A 14,151-nucleotide genomic window follows, 5' to 3' on the forward strand; every position below is an offset into this window, starting at 1 on the left:
CCGGGCCGTACATCCCCGGCAGGGGCCCCACCCTGTCGGAGTCCGCGTAGAGCAACTCCCCACCCGTGCGCAGGCGGTGTCAGGAAAAAGGCCCCGTGCTGCCCACGAGTTGCCCTGAAAAAATCTTCCGGGTCGAGGCAACCCCGTGCGGGGCCTGCGGCAACAAGGGGGCGGATCCGGTCAGTTCCGGTGGCCCGGATCCGGATCTGCCTGTGGTGAACTGCGGAAGGGAGAACCTCCCTCATGGACAACCCACCTACTACCGGCTGGTCTTGGTGCGCAGCGGCTAGGTGCTGGACGTCAACGGCTTCTCCACCGCCGACGGCACCCTCCCTGTCCGGCGCACGCTCCACGCTGGCACGGCGGCCGCGCCTGCACCACCCTCGGCACGGTGCGGAACATGGAATGTCTGCGGAAGGCGAAAGGGAACTTCAGGGGCCCAAGGCTCCCATTCCGCTCCGCACATGAGTACTTTCATCCCTTCACCTGTTGACACGGGGGCGTCATGTGACTGACCTTCATGCGTAACAACCGGCGCTTTGGAGTCCGCCTGGAGAGCCACACGCAAAAGTCCGGAGCCCACCGGCCTCAGGCTGCCGCCTCCAGTCTTCGCTCGTGCCCCAGAGCCACCCCCCCCCGACCGGGAGTACACCCATGTCGTCAGGAAGACTGTCCCGCCGCACTTTCCTGGGTGCCGCCACCGGCGCTGCCGCCGCCACGGTCCTGCCCGTCGCGCCCGCCTTCCCGAGCCTGGTGTCCCAGGCGGCAGCCGCCGACCCGCAGACCAACCTGGAGAAGCTGGCCAGCATGCGGTTCGGCATGTTCAACCACTTCAACCTGGGCACGTTCACCGACGAGGAGTGGGCCGAGCCGAACCAGAACCCTGCTCTGTTCGCCCCCACGGCCGTGGACTGCGCCCAGTGGGCGGACGCCGCCGCGGCGGCGAAGATGAGCTACGGCATCCTGACGACCAAGCACCACGACGGCTTCGCCCTGTGGCCGAGCGCCTACGGCACCCAGAACGTCGCCAACAGCTCCTACAAGCAGGACGTGGTGAAGGCGTATTGCGACGCCTTCCGGGCCAAGGGACTGAGGGTCGGACTCTACTACTCGATATGGGACCGCACCTTCGGCGTCGAGGCGTGGGAGAGCCGGCACAAGGTGTCCGGCCTCGACACCACGGATGCCATCCAGCCCGCCGACATGACCTTCATCCTCGGTCAGATCACCGAACTGCTCACCGACTACGGCACCATCGACATGTTCATCACCGACGGCTACGCGTGGCAGATGGGCCAACAGGCCGTCTCCTACCAGCGGATCCGCGAGCACGTGAAGTCGCTCCAGCCGGACATCGTCATGATCGACCACGGTGCCCTGTCGGTGCCGTTCCTCGGTGACGCGATCTATTTCGAGGAGCCGTTGGGCGTCAGCGCGCCCGCCGGAAACACGTACGCCGCCACGCAGGGGCAGACGATCAGCAACGGCTGGTTCTGGCATCCGGCCACACCGACCGAGAGCCTGATGAGCAAGGACGCGATCCTGTCCCATCTGGCGGACCTCGAACCGAAGTACACCTCCTTCATCCTCAACTGCCCGCCCAACCGCAACGGCAGGCTCGACACCAACATCGTCAACCGACTCGCCGAAGTCGGCGCGGCCTGGAGCCCCGACACCTCACGACCGCCATTGCCGACTCAGATGCTGCGCGCCGAGCACCCCGTCACACCGGTCAGCGCCTACGCGACCGCGTTCCGTACCGGCGAGGGACCGCTCAACGCCATCGACGGACTGAGCGACAGGAACTACGAGACCTGCTGGTCGACCTGGGGCCTGTCCCCGGCCCTGCCCCACTCGATCACGATCGACCTGGGCGGGGTGTGGAGCAACGTCTCCACCCTGGAGTACCTGCCCAAGCAGTGGAACCGCACCCACACCACCGACGGCGACATCACCTCGTACACCATCTCCACCAGCACCGACGGCACGAACTTCACCCAGGTCGCCACCGGCACCTGGACCGGAGACCGCGCCCCCAAGGTGGTCGAGTGGCCGGCCCGGAACGTGGGCTTCGTGCGGATCCAGGCCAACGCGGCCACAGGCGGCTACGCCAACATCGGTGGCCTCCACATCGGCGGCCGGACCGCCAAGCCGGCCCTGGTGTCGAGGGTCCTCCCGGGGGACGGCACGGTCTATCGCATCGTCAACCGCAAGAGCGGCAAGGTCGTCGACGTGTTCAACTTCGGCACCGCCAACGGCGCCAACATCCAGCAGTGGCCGTGGCTGAACAACACCGCCCAGAAGTGGACCTTCGCCTCCACCGGCGACGGCTACTACGAGATCAAGAACGTCAACAGCGGCAAACTGATGGAGGCGGCCGGACTCTCGCGGGTGGACGGCGGAAACGTCTCCATCTACGCGGACAGCAACGTTCCCCAGCAGCACTGGGCGGTCACGCCCACCGGCGACGGCCACTACTACCTCACCAACAGATTCAGCGGGCTGTCGCTCAACGTGGACTCGGGCTCGACCGCTGACGGGGCCAACGTCAACCAGCTCACCTACACCCGCGCACCCGCGCAGCAGTGGCAGATCATCGCCCTCTGACACCCCCGACAACAGGCGGCGCGCCGTCGTACGCCGGGACGGCGCGCTCCGCCCTGTCCCAAGTTGTCAGCCCCCAGGTGTGGTTGCCGGACCGATGCCGTGGGGCAGGAGGCCCCGCCGACGTGGTGCACCGCGAGAAGTGGCGCTCACGCCCGGCCTGCTGGACACACTCTCCGAGTGGCGGTCGGTGCGCTACGACCAGGGCAGGACCAGGGCGCCCCAGGCGACGACGGGGCCGAGGGCGACGATTCCGCCGGTGTAGCCGATGACCTGGCGGTAGAAGCGACGCGCGTCCACACCACGGGCGTTGCTGAGGACGAGCGCTCCGTTGGTCGAGAAGGGAGAGGTGTCGACGATCGTCGTGGAGACGGCGAGCGCGGCGATCAGTCCGACGGCGCTGAGATGGCTGGAGAGGAGCAGCGGTACGGCGATGGGGATGATCGCGGTGAGGATCGCGGTGGAGGAGGCGAAGGCGGAGGTGACGGCCACGGTGAAGCACAGCAGCAGGGCGACGGCGAGCGGGGCGCCCAGGTCGGCGGCGTGTTCGGAGATCTCCTCGATGATGCCGGCCTTCTCCAGCATCGCGATGTACGTCATCATGCCCGCGACCAGGAGCAGGGTGGACCAGCTGACGCCGTCCACGGCCTTCTCCTGTCGCTTCATGTCCACCAGGGCCAGCAGGGCGCCGGCCGTCAGGGCGAGGAAGCCGATCTCCAGGTGGAAGCCGAGCGCGCCGACGACGAGGGCCACCAGCGAGGCGAGGGTGAGCCACTGCCGCCAGTCGGGCCTGCCGGAGACGGCGAGATCCTCGTCGTCGGCTGCCTCCGCGGCGCCCTCGGCCAGCGGCGCGGGACGCTTGGCGAGCAGGACGTAGGTGAGGAGCGAGAGCAGCAGGTTGATCACGAAGCTGGCGCTGAACAGCGCCACGGCGGAGACCTGCAGATCGGTCTCGTCGACCAGGCCGAGCACCAGCGCACCGGAGACGGCCAGCGGGGAGAACGCGCCCGCGTGCCCGCCGCTGATCACCATCATGCCGACGACCAGCGGATTGAGCTTGTAGCGGTAGGCGAAGTTCATGCCGATCGGCGCGAGGATCGCGACCGCGGCCGGGGTGAACGTACCGAACGCCGTCAGCAGGGCGGCCACCAGGAACAGCACCCAGGGGATGAGCCCTACCTTCCCGCGTACCAGTCTCACCCCGGCCGCGACGAGCCAGTCGATGGTGCCGTTGCGGCGGGCGACGGAGAACAGGTAGGTGACGCCGACGATGGTGACGAAGAGCTTCACCGGGAACCCCTCGAAGATCTCGTCCTCGGTGAGGCCGAGCGAGGCGGTGCCGACCGCGAAGGTGGCGACGAAGGCGAGGATGCCCAGGTTGATCGGCAGCACGGTGCCGACCACGAACATCACCAACAGGGCGCCTATGGAGATCACTTCAGCAGACATCTGTGTCCTTGGTGCGGTGGGGACGGGGTGGCGCGCCCCGAGGGCGCGAGGGTGTCCCGGTGCGGACGGCTGGGAGCCGACCCGACCGAGGTGATGCTCGTCGCGGCTCAGGCGGCTTGCGGACCGCCTGCCTGCGGTACGTAGATACGGGCGTCGGCGAGCAGACGGGCCGCGCGCTGCACGGTGACCCGGTGCGGCACGCCGTCCCTCACATCGGTGCAGCGGACCGCGACGACGCCGGCGGGTGTGCCGAGGCGCAACCACTCGTCGGTCGGGCCGCCCGTGGTCCGGGAGACCACGGACCCCTCCAGCAGCCCGGCCGCCGCGACGGCGACGGCGGAGGTCAGGCCGATCGCGGGGTGCGGGGCGTTCATGGTGAGCATGCGCACCGACACGTCGTAGTCCTCGGCATCGACCGGTTCACCGAGGGTGGTCGTGTACGGCACCGGCGGGCCGACCAGGCCCACCTTGGGCACCGCGTCCCCCGGTTGCTCACCGGGCTGGAGCAGCCCCATCAGGTGGGCGGCGGTATGACGGACGGTGCGCAGCCAGGGGACGTCCGCGCTCATCCGCTCCAGTGACTCGGCACCGGTACGCCCGGCACCGACGGCGTCGACAAGGACGACCGGAGCTCCCGCGGTCACCATGCTCACGCGTACCGGTTCGGCGGCGCCGACCCGCAGGTCCTGTGCGGCCCGGCCGGTGGGGAGCAGCGAGCCGGTGGCGCCACCTGCCGGGTCGCGGAAGGTGAGGCCGACCGCGACCCCGCCGGCACGAGTGCCGGGTACCGTCTGGCGTCCGAAGTGGTGCACCACGCCGCCAGGGGTGTCGACGATCCCTTCGAGGACCGCGCCGGTATTGGTGTTGTGCATCACCACGCGCGTCCGGTCGCCGGTGACCGGAACCATTCCCTTGGTCACGGCGTACAGGGCGACGCCGGTGGCGCAGTTGCCGCAGTTGCTCGTCCACTCCACCGAGCCCGTCCCGACGCCGACTTGAGCGAAGAGGTAGTCGATGTCGACGCCGGGCTGGGGCGAGGCGCTGACCACGGCCGCTTTCGAGGTGGTGGGGGTCGCCCCGCCCACCCCGTCCAGTTCCACGGGGTCGGTGGCGCCGTACGCGGCGACCAGCAGCCTTTCGAGGTCGCCGCGGTCGGCAGGGACTTCGACCTGGTTGAACAGCCAGCACTTGCTTGTGCCGCCACGCACCAGGGTCGCGGGAATGTGCACGTCTGAGACTCTTCCTGGATCAACGGAGATGGGGAGAAGCGCCGAGGCAGCGATTACGGGCGCATTGCGGGCCGGTGACCGCTCGGCGATTGCGGAGACCTTCGCAGAGGCATGACTTCGGAACAATCGCAGTTCGCTTCACCTGGGTTTAGCTGAGCTAAAGTCGTCGGCATGCTCAACGTGCGCCGTCTGTTGCTGCTCACCGAGGCCACCGAACGCGGTTCACTCACTGCCGCGGCGGAAGCCCTCGGCATGACCACCTCCGCCGCCTCCCAACAGATGTCCCTGCTGGAGCAGGAGGCAGGGCAGCCCCTCATCGAGCGGCTGCCACGCGGTATCCGGCCCACCCCGGCAGGTGCCGCGCTGGCCGGGCGGGGTCAGGCCATCCGCCGTGAACTGCGCGCAGCACAAGCCGACTTGGACTCGTTCACGGCCCTCGACCAGGGCACGTTGCGACTCGGTTCCTTCCCCACGGCGAGCGCGTCCCTGCTGCCGCTCGCGCTCACCCGCTTCCGCCGCCGCCACACGGGAATCCGCATCGAGGTACGCGCCGGAGTCCTTGCCGGGCTCAGGGAGATGCTGCACACCGGCGAGGTGGAGCAGGGCCTGCTCTGGGACTACGAATGGAACCGCCTCGACGATCCGGCGCTCGCCCTCACCCACCTCCTGGACGACCCCACGGTGTTGGTCGTCCCCGCCGACTCCCCCCTGCGCACACATCCCTCCGTGCGCCTCGGTGACCTCGCCGACCAGGAGTGGATCATCCGCGCCGACAACCACCCCGTCGCCGACGTCCTGCGACGAAGCTGCCGCCAGGCGGGGTTCGAGCCGCGCATCGCCTACTCATCGCACGACTACCAGGAGGCACAGGCCATGGTCGCCGCCGGTCTCGGCATCGCGCTCGCACCCCGCCTGGCCCTCACCAGCCGACGCAGCGACGTACGCCTCCTGCCGCTCGCCCCCGACGTCCCGGCCCCCACCCGCCGTATCCTCCTCGCGCGCGCCGCGGCACGCCCCGCCACCCCACCCGCCCAGGCAATGGCCCGCGTCCTGCGCACGGTGGCGCAGCGATTCACCGCCCCAGACCTGCACCGGACCCAACTCGGAGCGGTCCGGCGCGGCTGACGGTTCGGCGGCCAACCGCGCCCCCAGGCTCGTGCGGGCCGCCTGCCGTGCGTCGGGGTCTCCCGCGCTGGTCATCTGCGTCGCGGTACCGGCCGCCTCCGCGCACGACAACACCGCCGGCGTCGACGTCGAAGCCGTCCGCCGCAGAGCGTCCGTCTGCTGCCGCTGCTGCAATGCCGACGGATGAACCCCTTCGACGAGCTGAGGCGATCCTGTCTGTCTACAACCGCGGAGCGAACCGGGGGAAGAGGGCAGAGGCGCTGTCGCGCAGCACCGACTGCCCGCAGACAGCTGAGCCCGCGATGTCCGCGTCCCCACAGCACCTCACGGCGCGGTGCTCGGCTTGTCACGATGCATGGCTCTCTGGTTGGAGGGGGAACGTCCGGGCTGTCCGAGCTCGTGAGCGCAGCGCAAGGCGCGCAGAGGCAGGCGTGGTACTCGATCAGGTCGGGCCGGTTTCACGGAGACCGGGTCGGTCAACCCGGTGCGCCGCGGAAGAGCACCCCGGCCATGGCCGCGCCCCGTGGCCTCCTTGCGTCGCACCGCTCATGTGCCGCCGCCGTCACGGTGAGGGCGGCAAAGACGTGGCGGCCAAGGCCCGCAGCGCGGCGACCGGTTTGCGCAGTCCGTAGGCGACCGCCGTCGACGTTCCGTCTGGGTGGCTCCAGGTCAGCAGCGCGCGTCCGTCGGCCACGGAGCCCTGCACCGTGGTCGGTTCACCGAGGAGCGGCAGGCGGCCGACGATCTTGACGGTGAGCCCGGCGACCTCGGTCCAGAAGTAGTCGTCCTGCGCTGGTCCCGGCGGTGGGAGACCGAGGGCGGAGGCCGCCGCGGTCCTGCCCTGGGCGACGGCGTTGGACCAGAAGGGCGCACGCCGGTCGGGCCGTGCGCCGTCGCCGCGGAGGTAGGTGACGTCGCCGGCGGCGAACACGCCGGGCACGGTGGTGGCGCAGGCATCGTCGATGCCGACGCCGAGGCGGTCGGCGAGTCCGGTCCCTGCCAGCCAGCCGACGCAAGGTGCTTCTCCGGCGCAGGTGACCACCAGGTCCGCGGTGAGCTCGGTGCCGTCGGGGAGCGCAACGCCGCTCACGGGGTCGCCGGTCAGGGTGGCGAAGCCGGTGGCCCGCAGGAAGCGAATGCCGTGTGCTGAGGCGCGCGCGGTGATCCGGGCGGACAGGTGGTCGCCGAGGATGCGTTCCAGCGGCCGGTCTGCGTCCACGACGGTGACCGGGATGCCGCGGGCGGCGCAGGCGCCGGCCACCTCCATGCCGAGGAAGCCGGCGCCGACCACGATCGCCGAGCCGGCGTCCGCCAGACGGGCGCGGAGCAGGCGGGCGTCGTCCAGGGTGCGCACCACGAGTTCGCCCCGCTGCCCGGGAGCGGCGAGCCGACGGGCTGCCGCGCCGGTGGCGACGATCAGCGCGTCGTAGCCGACCTGACGGCCGTCGGCGGTCGTGACGGTGCGACGCCGGGTGTCGGCCTCGACGGCTGCCGAGCGGATGACGTCGACGTCGATCCCGTCGAGGACCAGGCCCAGGGTCTGGTCCGCGGCCGGGTCCTTCAGGACCACCTTGGACAGGGGCGGGCGGGAGTAGGCGCCGTGCTCCTCGTCGCCGATGATCGTGAGGGGTCCGGTGTGGCCGAGGGTACGCAGGTGGCGGGCGGCGGTGGTGCCGGCGAGCGACTCGCCCACGATGAGCACCGAGCGCGGTGTGGTCACGACAGGACCCGCAGGGCGGCGACCGGGCAGGCGTTGACGGCCGCGCGGGCGGCGGGCTGATGCTCGTCGGGGACGTCGGTGCCCTCGAAGTGGTGGGTGAGTTCGGCGTCGTCGTCCAGGCTGAAGATGTCGGGAGCCTGGTCGGCGCACAGCCCGTGGCCTTCGCAGCGGGGATGGTCGACGGAGATCTTCATGGTGCTGTCCTCAGCTGTACTCGAACGGGCGAGCGGCGGGGCTCAGGCGGGGATGAGTTCGAGCGGCAGGCGCTCGAGGCGGTGGATGACGTTGTTCAGGGCCCACTCGGGTGGGCCGGTCGGCTCGATGCGGTCGACGCGTTCGACCAGGGCGCGGAGTATCGCGGAGGTCTCCAGGCGGGCCAGGCCCTGGCCCGCGCAGCCGTGCGTGCCCTGCCCGAAGCCGAGTTGGCGGGCGGCGTCGCGGCGGATGTCGAAGGTGTCCGGGTCGTCCCACTCCAGCGGGTCGCGGTTGGCGGAACCGTAGAGGACCAGTACCCGGGAGCCCTTGGGGAGGGCGACGCCCGCCAGTTCCGTGTCGCGGGCGGCGGTGCGGGAGAAGGCGCGGATCGGGGATTCGTAGCGGACGACCTCGTTGACCGCTTTCGGGATGAGGTCCGGGTCCGCCTTCAGCAGGCGCCACTGTTCGGGGTGGGTGGCGAACAGGTACAGCGCGCTGGAGATGGCGCTGATGGTGGTGTCCAGGGAGGGTGCCAGGTAGTCGATCATCATGGTGACGCACTCGGCGGGCATGATCCGGCCCTCGTCTGCGGCGCGCAGCAGGTCGTGGCCCATGCTGCCGTCCAGCACGGACCGGTCCCGGACGACACCGCGCGCGTAGCGCAGCATGCCGAGGGACGCGGGTAGTGTGCGCACCGCCTGGCGGTTGATCGGACCCAGGGCGTCGAAGGTGGCACCGGCCCAGCGCAGCAGATCCTCGCGGCCCTGCTGGGGCCAGCCGACCAGGTCGGGGACGACTGCCATCGGCAGCGCCGTGGCGACCTCCACCGCGTCGACCGTTCGCCGGACCACGGCTGCCTCGACCACGGCGGCCGCCTGCTGCTCGACCGTGTCCTTCATCGTGCGCAGCGCCCTGGGGGTCAGGCGGTGCGCGAGGAGGGAACGGCGGCGGGCGTGCTCCTCGCCGTCACTGCACAGCGTGGTGCCCTGGCCCATGCGGTTGACGACGGGGTTGAGGCCGACGCCGCCCGAGGAGACGAAGGTGTCGTCGTCCAGCAGCACTTGCCTGCACTCGGTGTACCTCGGCAGGGCGTGGACCTTGTGCTTGCTCAGCCAGACCACGGGGCCGAGCTCACGCAGCGCGGCGTAGTGCGGATGAGTGTCGCGGATGGCCGACGCCGAGTACAGATCGGGGCGGTAGACGGGGATCTCCGCAAGCATGGGCATGAACAGCCCTCCTGAAAAGACGGTGAGAAACCGGGGACATGACCGGGGCACGTGTGGGGCGGGGGCGGGCGACCCACGGACGGCTGACGAGAGCGCATCCTCGGCGAGCTCCCGCTTCATCCCGTGCACGGGCGGGCGCCGTCAGCGCAACAACGCCGTAATGACGAAATACTCAAGCTTGATGGAATGCCGCGTCAAGAGTTACCGCAAAGAAAACGATGAACTCATCAGAACTGCGGGTGTTCTACCTTCATGCGTCGGCGCAAGCTGGAGGACGGGCTGGAGGACGGAGGACGGCTCGCACGGCCCGGCGTGCTTCTCCTCGCCCAGCTCGGCCCAGACCGTCTTGCCCGGAGGGTGAGGCCTGCCTCGATATCGCGGTCGCGGGCCTCGACCAGGCCGTCGGTGTACAGGGTCAGGAGACTGCCTTCGGCAGGTCGACCTCCGCCGACTCGAAGGGCAGTCCGCCCAGGCCCAGCGGCGGGCCGGACGGCAGGTCCAGAAGATCAACGGCTCCGTCGCCGCTCACTACGGCCGGCAGCACGTGCCCCGCGCGGGCCAGGGAGCAGCGGCCGTCGACGGGGGCGTAGACGGGGCAGGTGGTGCCGATGTCCCCGGCCATTTCCGTGTCCGGGTCGGCCGAGGCTTTCGGCGGACAGGCGGATGACGGCGTCGTCCAGGTGTGTCAGCAGTTCCTCGGGCGGCAGGTCGATGTCGGCGAGGGGGCGGACCGCGGTGCGCAAGCGCCTCATCGTGGCGGCGGCTGGCGGCCGTGTACTCCACACCGTCGACGGTACGCGGGACAGGAGGCCCGTGAGTCGTCGGGCAGCGACAGCCTCCTGCCCGACGCGACGCACAGCCGGGCCGTCAGCCGGCGGCGATCGCCGCCCCGGCGTACACCACCGCCATCAGGGCCAGTACGGCGGCGGGCAGGGCCTGCACGGGCGGGTCGCCGTGGCGCAGGTGAACCACCGCGGCAGCCACCATGAGCACAGCCAGCCCGGCAGCGGCGGCCACCCCGAGCGGGACCGAAGCCAGGCCGAGCAGCAGCCCGGCCGCTCCCGCCACTTCCAGGGCGCCGATGACGCGGTAGAGACCCGGTGACATGCCGAGGTGCGCAGCTGCCTGACGCATGAACGGCACCGCGGCTGTCTTCGCCAGCCCCAGAGGGAGGAAGACCAGGGACAGTGCGACGGCGAGGATGGTGTGCGTGGTTGTCATACCGATCTGTCCTTGCGTCGAGCGCCCAGGCGGGCGTAGTAGTCGATGAGGTCGGGGGCATCCACCGTCGCCGGGTTGACGACCTGCTCGACCGGGGCGCCTTGAAGGAGGCGTTTGACGGGGACTTCGAGTTTCTTGCCGGTGCGGGTGTGCGGAATGCCCGGCGCCTCGATGATCTCGTCGGGGACGTGCCGGGGTGAGGCGCCGGTCCGGATGGCGTCGCGGATCTTCTCGCGGAGGGTGTCGTCCAGGATCACCCCGGCGGCGGGAACCACGAACAGCGGCATCCAGTAGTCACCGTCGCCCTCCTCCGCGCCGATGACCAGGGCTTCCGCGATCTCGGGGAGGCGTTCGACGACGTCGTGGATGTCGGCGCTGCCGATGCGGACACCGTTGCGGTTGAGCGTGCTGTCGGAGCGGCCGTGGACGATCACCGAGCCGTGCGAGGTGAGCGTGATCCAGTCGCCGTGCCGCCAGATACCGGGGAAGGAGGAGAAGTAGGCGTCGCGGTAGCGGGTGCCGTCGGGGTCGTTCCAGAAGTACAACGGCATCGACGGCATCGGGCGGGTGATGACCAGCTCGCCGACCTGGTCCACGACCGGGAAGCCCTCGGCGTCGTAGGCGGCCAGCGCCACGCCCAGGTGGGGTGCGGACAACTCCCCCGCCCACACGGGGGTGTTGGGCGCGCTGCCGGCGAAACCGGAGACGATGTCCGTGCCGCCGCTGATGGATCCCAGCAGCACGCGCTCGCCGACATGGTCGCGTACCCAGGGGTAGGCGGAAGCCGGCAGCGCTGAGCCGGTGCAGCCGACCACGCGGATCGACGACAGGTCGTGCTCCGAGGGGTCGATGCCGAACTTGGCCATGCCCAGCAGGTATTGGGGGCTGGTGCCGAAGACGGTGACGCGGTGGCGAGCGGCCAGCTTCCACAGGACGTCGGGCTCGGCGAGGGGCGCCGGGCTGCCGTCGTAGGTACAGGTCGTGGCGCCGGTCAGCAGCGTGGAGGCAACCAGGTTCCACATCATCCAGTGCGTGGTGGTGTACCACAGGAAGCGGTCGCCGGGTCCGAGGTCGGAGTGCAGGCCGAGGGTCTTCAGATGCTCCAGCAGGACGCCGCCGTGGCCGTGGACGATGCCCTTGGGCAGGCCGGTGGTGCCGGAGGAGAACACCACCCACAGCGGGTGGTCGAACGGCACCGGCACACAGGCGAGTTCCTCGGCGCGCGTCGAAGCGTCCTCCCACGGAACCACCAGCGAGGGGTACGCCCGCGAGGGCCAGGGCAGGCCCACGTGGTTGACCAGCAGTGTGGCCTTCAACGTGGGCAGCGCGCCGGCGAGTTCGAGGGCGGCGTCCCGGCGGTCGTGGGTGGTGCCGTTGAAAAGGTACCCGTCGGCGGCGATCAGGACGGTGGGCTCGAGCTGGGCGAAGCGGTCGGCGGCGGCCTTGGGTGCGTAGTCCTGTCCGCAGACCGACCACACGGCGCCCAGGCTCGCGGCGGCCAGGAACGCGACGATCGCGTGCGGGGTGTTGGGCAGATAGCCGACCACCCGGTCACCCTGGCCCACGCCCAGGTCGCGCAGGGTCGCGGCGACGGAGGCGACCTGAGCGCGCAGACGTCCAGCGGTCACCTCGTAGCAGGAGCCGGTCTCGTCGAGGGCGATGACCGCCGCGTCGTCGGCGGCGTGGCTGCGCAGGGCGTGGTGGGCATAATTGAGGGTGGCGCCGGGGAACCACCGGGCGCCGGGCATCCGATCCTCCGCCAGAACCTGCTCGTAGGCGGCGTCGCAGTCGATGTCGAAGTACTCCCACACCGCCCCCCAGAAGCCCTCCAGGTCGGTGACCGACCAGCGGTACAGGGTGGTGTAGTCGGAGGCGGCCATCCCGACATGGCGGGCGAAGTCCATGAGGTTGCTGTCCGCGACGGCCTGCGGATCCGGCGTCATGAAAGGGTCGGGCAGGCTCATCGTGTGCGGCTCCTCAGCAGGCTGTGGTCGACGGTCCGTCGGGGACACCGGAGCCGAAGTCACCGGCGAAGACCTCGTCTTGACGTCGGGCCCATGAACGCGGGTTTCAGTCATGGCGCCCTCCGAGCGCCGTCGTTACGATGAGAGAATCATCAGGTTTGACAGTTCCAACGTCAAGAGGTTCACGGCAGGAATGATGAACCCATCAGAGCTGCTATCGTCATCGGTCGGCGGGTAGACTCTGCGTATGTCTACGTCAGCCCCGCCCAGCAACCGGTTCGAGCGGCGCCGCGCCGAGACGCGTCGCGCACTCATTCGCGCCGGAAGGCAGATACTCGCCGAGACGGGGGACACCAGCGCGAGCATCCAGGCGATCGCGGAGCGCGCGGACGTCGGTTTCGGTTCCTTCTACAATCACTTCGAGTCGAAGGCGGAGCTGTTCGACGCAGCCGTGGTGGACGCGTTGGAGGAGTTCGGCCAGAACTTCGACGAGCGTCTTACGGGGATCGACGATCCGGCGGAACTCGTTGCGGCGGGCTTCCGGCTCAGCGCCCTCATGGCCGACTCCCACCCCGAACTGATGCAGATCCTGCGCCGACGCGGCCTCGGGCACATCCACTCGGACAACGGCCTGGCCCGTCGGGCGCTGCGAGACCTTGAGGCCGGCCTGGCGTCCGGCCGCTTCACCCCCGTCGACCCGGTGGTCGCCCTGACCGCACTCGGCGGAACCCTGCTGTCCCTCGTGGAGATGCGATTCGCCCGCCCCGACCTCAACGGCGACGAAGCCGCCGTGAACCTGGCCGAGATGGTCCTGCGCATGCTGGGCGTCCCACCGGACGACGCCCACGAGGTCGCCCGCCGCCCCCTTCCCGACCCCGGGCCCGGGTCAATCCCACGCGGGGAGTGACCGTTCGGACGTCCCCGGGCAGGGCGCGGCCTGCCGGTTCCGGCAGGCCGTGCAACCTCGTGCGCCCCTGACGGGTCAGGGCTGTTCGGCGAAGTACCGAGCGGTCGGGGTCCTGTGTGACTCGGGTGTCGAAGCGGAACGTTGCCATGGGAACTCTGCGGTCCGCACCGCCGGTCTGGACACTCATGGAGGACGAGGCGGACCGGGACCGGGCCGCACAATTCGGCCGGGAGGCCGTCGACGAGCCGCACCGCTTCCGCGTCGAGGTCATGAAGATGCCCGACGCTCCGAGAACGCAGGTCGACCGCGACGAGATCGTCCACGGCACTCCCACACAGGTGGCCGACGAGATCATCCGCCAGTGCCGGGCCCTCGGCGTGGGCAACTTCCTGGCCAGCTTCAACAACGTCGAGCCGGAGGCGCTGCGCGGGACCCACGAGTTGTTCGTCCGCGAAGTCGTTCCCCGACTGCGTGAGGCAGAGGTCGATCGACCCTGGCGATGAGTGAGTCC

11 protein-coding genes and 1 pseudogene are annotated in these 14,151 nt (G+C 70.1%); 4 read left to right on the top strand and 8 right to left on the bottom strand.

Annotated features, from left to right (window positions below):
* The first annotated feature begins 654 nt into the window (after positions 1–654).
* Complete coding sequence (locus GWK25_RS27095) at positions 655–2,607, top strand: RICIN domain-containing protein (RefSeq protein ID WP_215453862.1); 1,953 nt, start codon at positions 655–657, stop codon at positions 2,605–2,607.
* A gap of 192 nt (positions 2,608–2,799) precedes the next feature.
* Here the strand turns inward: GWK25_RS27095 and GWK25_RS27100 are convergent, their stop codons facing one another.
* Both GWK25_RS27100 and GWK25_RS27105 read right to left on the bottom strand, forming a co-directional pair.
* A complete protein-coding gene (locus GWK25_RS27100) occupies positions 2,800–4,053 on the bottom strand; it encodes an SLC13 family permease (protein ID WP_251829058.1) in 1,254 nt (417 codons plus the stop codon).
* Between the two features lie 107 nt (positions 4,054–4,160).
* Positions 4,161–5,282 carry a PrpF domain-containing protein gene (locus GWK25_RS27105; protein WP_215453864.1) on the bottom strand — a complete coding sequence of 374 codons (1,122 nt, stop codon included), beginning with the start codon at positions 5,280–5,282 and terminating at the stop codon, positions 4,161–4,163.
* A gap of 171 nt (positions 5,283–5,453) precedes the next feature.
* Here GWK25_RS27105 and GWK25_RS27110 point away from each other — a divergent pair, with 171 nt between their 5' ends.
* Positions 5,454–6,407: a LysR family transcriptional regulator gene (locus tag GWK25_RS27110; protein WP_215453865.1), complete on the top strand. Its 954-nt coding sequence runs from the start codon at positions 5,454–5,456 to the stop codon at positions 6,405–6,407.
* 562 nt (positions 6,408–6,969) lie between these two features.
* Here GWK25_RS27110 and GWK25_RS27115 read toward each other — a convergent pair.
* The 6 genes and pseudogenes from GWK25_RS27115 to GWK25_RS27140 all read right to left on the bottom strand — a co-directional run bounded on the left by GWK25_RS27115 (position 6,970) and on the right by GWK25_RS27140 (position 12,733).
* On the bottom strand, positions 6,970–8,127 hold the full coding sequence (locus GWK25_RS27115; RefSeq protein WP_215453866.1) for an FAD-dependent oxidoreductase: 1,158 nt from the start codon (positions 8,125–8,127) through the stop codon (positions 6,970–6,972).
* The gene (locus tag GWK25_RS27120) at positions 8,124–8,321 is read right to left on the bottom strand and encodes a ferredoxin (RefSeq protein ID WP_215453867.1); all 198 of its coding nucleotides are present in this window, start codon (positions 8,319–8,321) and stop codon (positions 8,124–8,126) included. Before GWK25_RS27120 ends, GWK25_RS27115 begins: the two co-directional genes overlap by 4 nt.
* Before the next feature lie 42 nt (positions 8,322–8,363).
* Positions 8,364–9,548, bottom strand: coding sequence for a cytochrome P450 (locus tag GWK25_RS27125; protein ID WP_215453868.1), 1,185 nt, complete (start codon positions 9,546–9,548; stop codon positions 8,364–8,366).
* Positions 9,549–9,901: 353 nt separating this feature from the next.
* Positions 9,902–10,312 (bottom strand): annotated as a pseudogene (locus GWK25_RS27130) (PP2C family protein-serine/threonine phosphatase); the annotation flags it as partial.
* A 103-nt stretch (positions 10,313–10,415) separates the two neighbouring features.
* A complete protein-coding gene (locus tag GWK25_RS27135) occupies positions 10,416–10,769 on the bottom strand; it encodes a DoxX family protein (RefSeq protein WP_215453869.1) in 354 nt (117 codons plus the stop codon).
* Positions 10,766–12,733 (bottom strand): acetoacetate--CoA ligase, encoded by a 1,968-nt coding sequence (locus GWK25_RS27140; protein ID WP_215453871.1) that lies wholly within the window; start codon positions 12,731–12,733, stop codon positions 10,766–10,768. The genes GWK25_RS27135 and GWK25_RS27140 overlap by 4 nt, the downstream gene beginning before the upstream one ends.
* A gap of 247 nt (positions 12,734–12,980) precedes the next feature.
* Between GWK25_RS27140 and GWK25_RS27145 the strand changes: the two genes are divergently transcribed.
* Together GWK25_RS27145 and GWK25_RS27150 are read left to right on the top strand one after the other, a co-directional pair.
* Complete coding sequence (locus tag GWK25_RS27145; protein WP_215453873.1) at positions 12,981–13,640, top strand: TetR/AcrR family transcriptional regulator; 660 nt, start codon at positions 12,981–12,983, stop codon at positions 13,638–13,640.
* Positions 13,641–13,786: 146 nt separating this feature from the next.
* Entirely contained in the window at positions 13,787–14,143 is a 357-nt protein-coding gene (locus GWK25_RS27150; RefSeq protein ID WP_215453875.1) for a hypothetical protein, read from the top strand.
* The last annotated feature ends 8 nt before the right edge of the window (positions 14,144–14,151 follow it).

Origin of the sequence: Streptomyces sp. ATCC 21386, from assembly GCF_018728545.1 — a bacterium.
Taxonomy (GTDB): domain Bacteria; phylum Actinomycetota; class Actinomycetes; order Streptomycetales; family Streptomycetaceae; genus Streptomyces.

Coding starts and splice junctions, on each gene's coding strand:
- GWK25_RS27140 (WP_215453871.1), bottom strand. CDS start 12,733: ATGAGCCTGCCCGACCCTTTCATGACGCCGGATCCGCAGGCCGTCGCG.
- GWK25_RS27145 (WP_215453873.1), top strand. CDS start 12,981: ATGTCTACGTCAGCCCCGCCCAGCAACCGGTTCGAGCGGCGCCGCGCC.
- GWK25_RS27110 (WP_215453865.1), top strand. CDS start 5,454: ATGCTCAACGTGCGCCGTCTGTTGCTGCTCACCGAGGCCACCGAACGC.
- GWK25_RS27100 (WP_251829058.1), bottom strand. CDS start 4,053: ATGTCTGCTGAAGTGATCTCCATAGGCGCCCTGTTGGTGATGTTCGTG.
- GWK25_RS27095 (WP_215453862.1), top strand. CDS start 655: ATGTCGTCAGGAAGACTGTCCCGCCGCACTTTCCTGGGTGCCGCCACC.
- GWK25_RS27125 (WP_215453868.1), bottom strand. CDS start 9,548: ATGCCCATGCTTGCGGAGATCCCCGTCTACCGCCCCGATCTGTACTCG.
- GWK25_RS27150 (WP_215453875.1), top strand. CDS start 13,787: ATGGGAACTCTGCGGTCCGCACCGCCGGTCTGGACACTCATGGAGGAC.
- GWK25_RS27120 (WP_215453867.1), bottom strand. CDS start 8,321: ATGAAGATCTCCGTCGACCATCCCCGCTGCGAAGGCCACGGGCTGTGC.
- GWK25_RS27135 (WP_215453869.1), bottom strand. CDS start 10,769: ATGACAACCACGCACACCATCCTCGCCGTCGCACTGTCCCTGGTCTTC.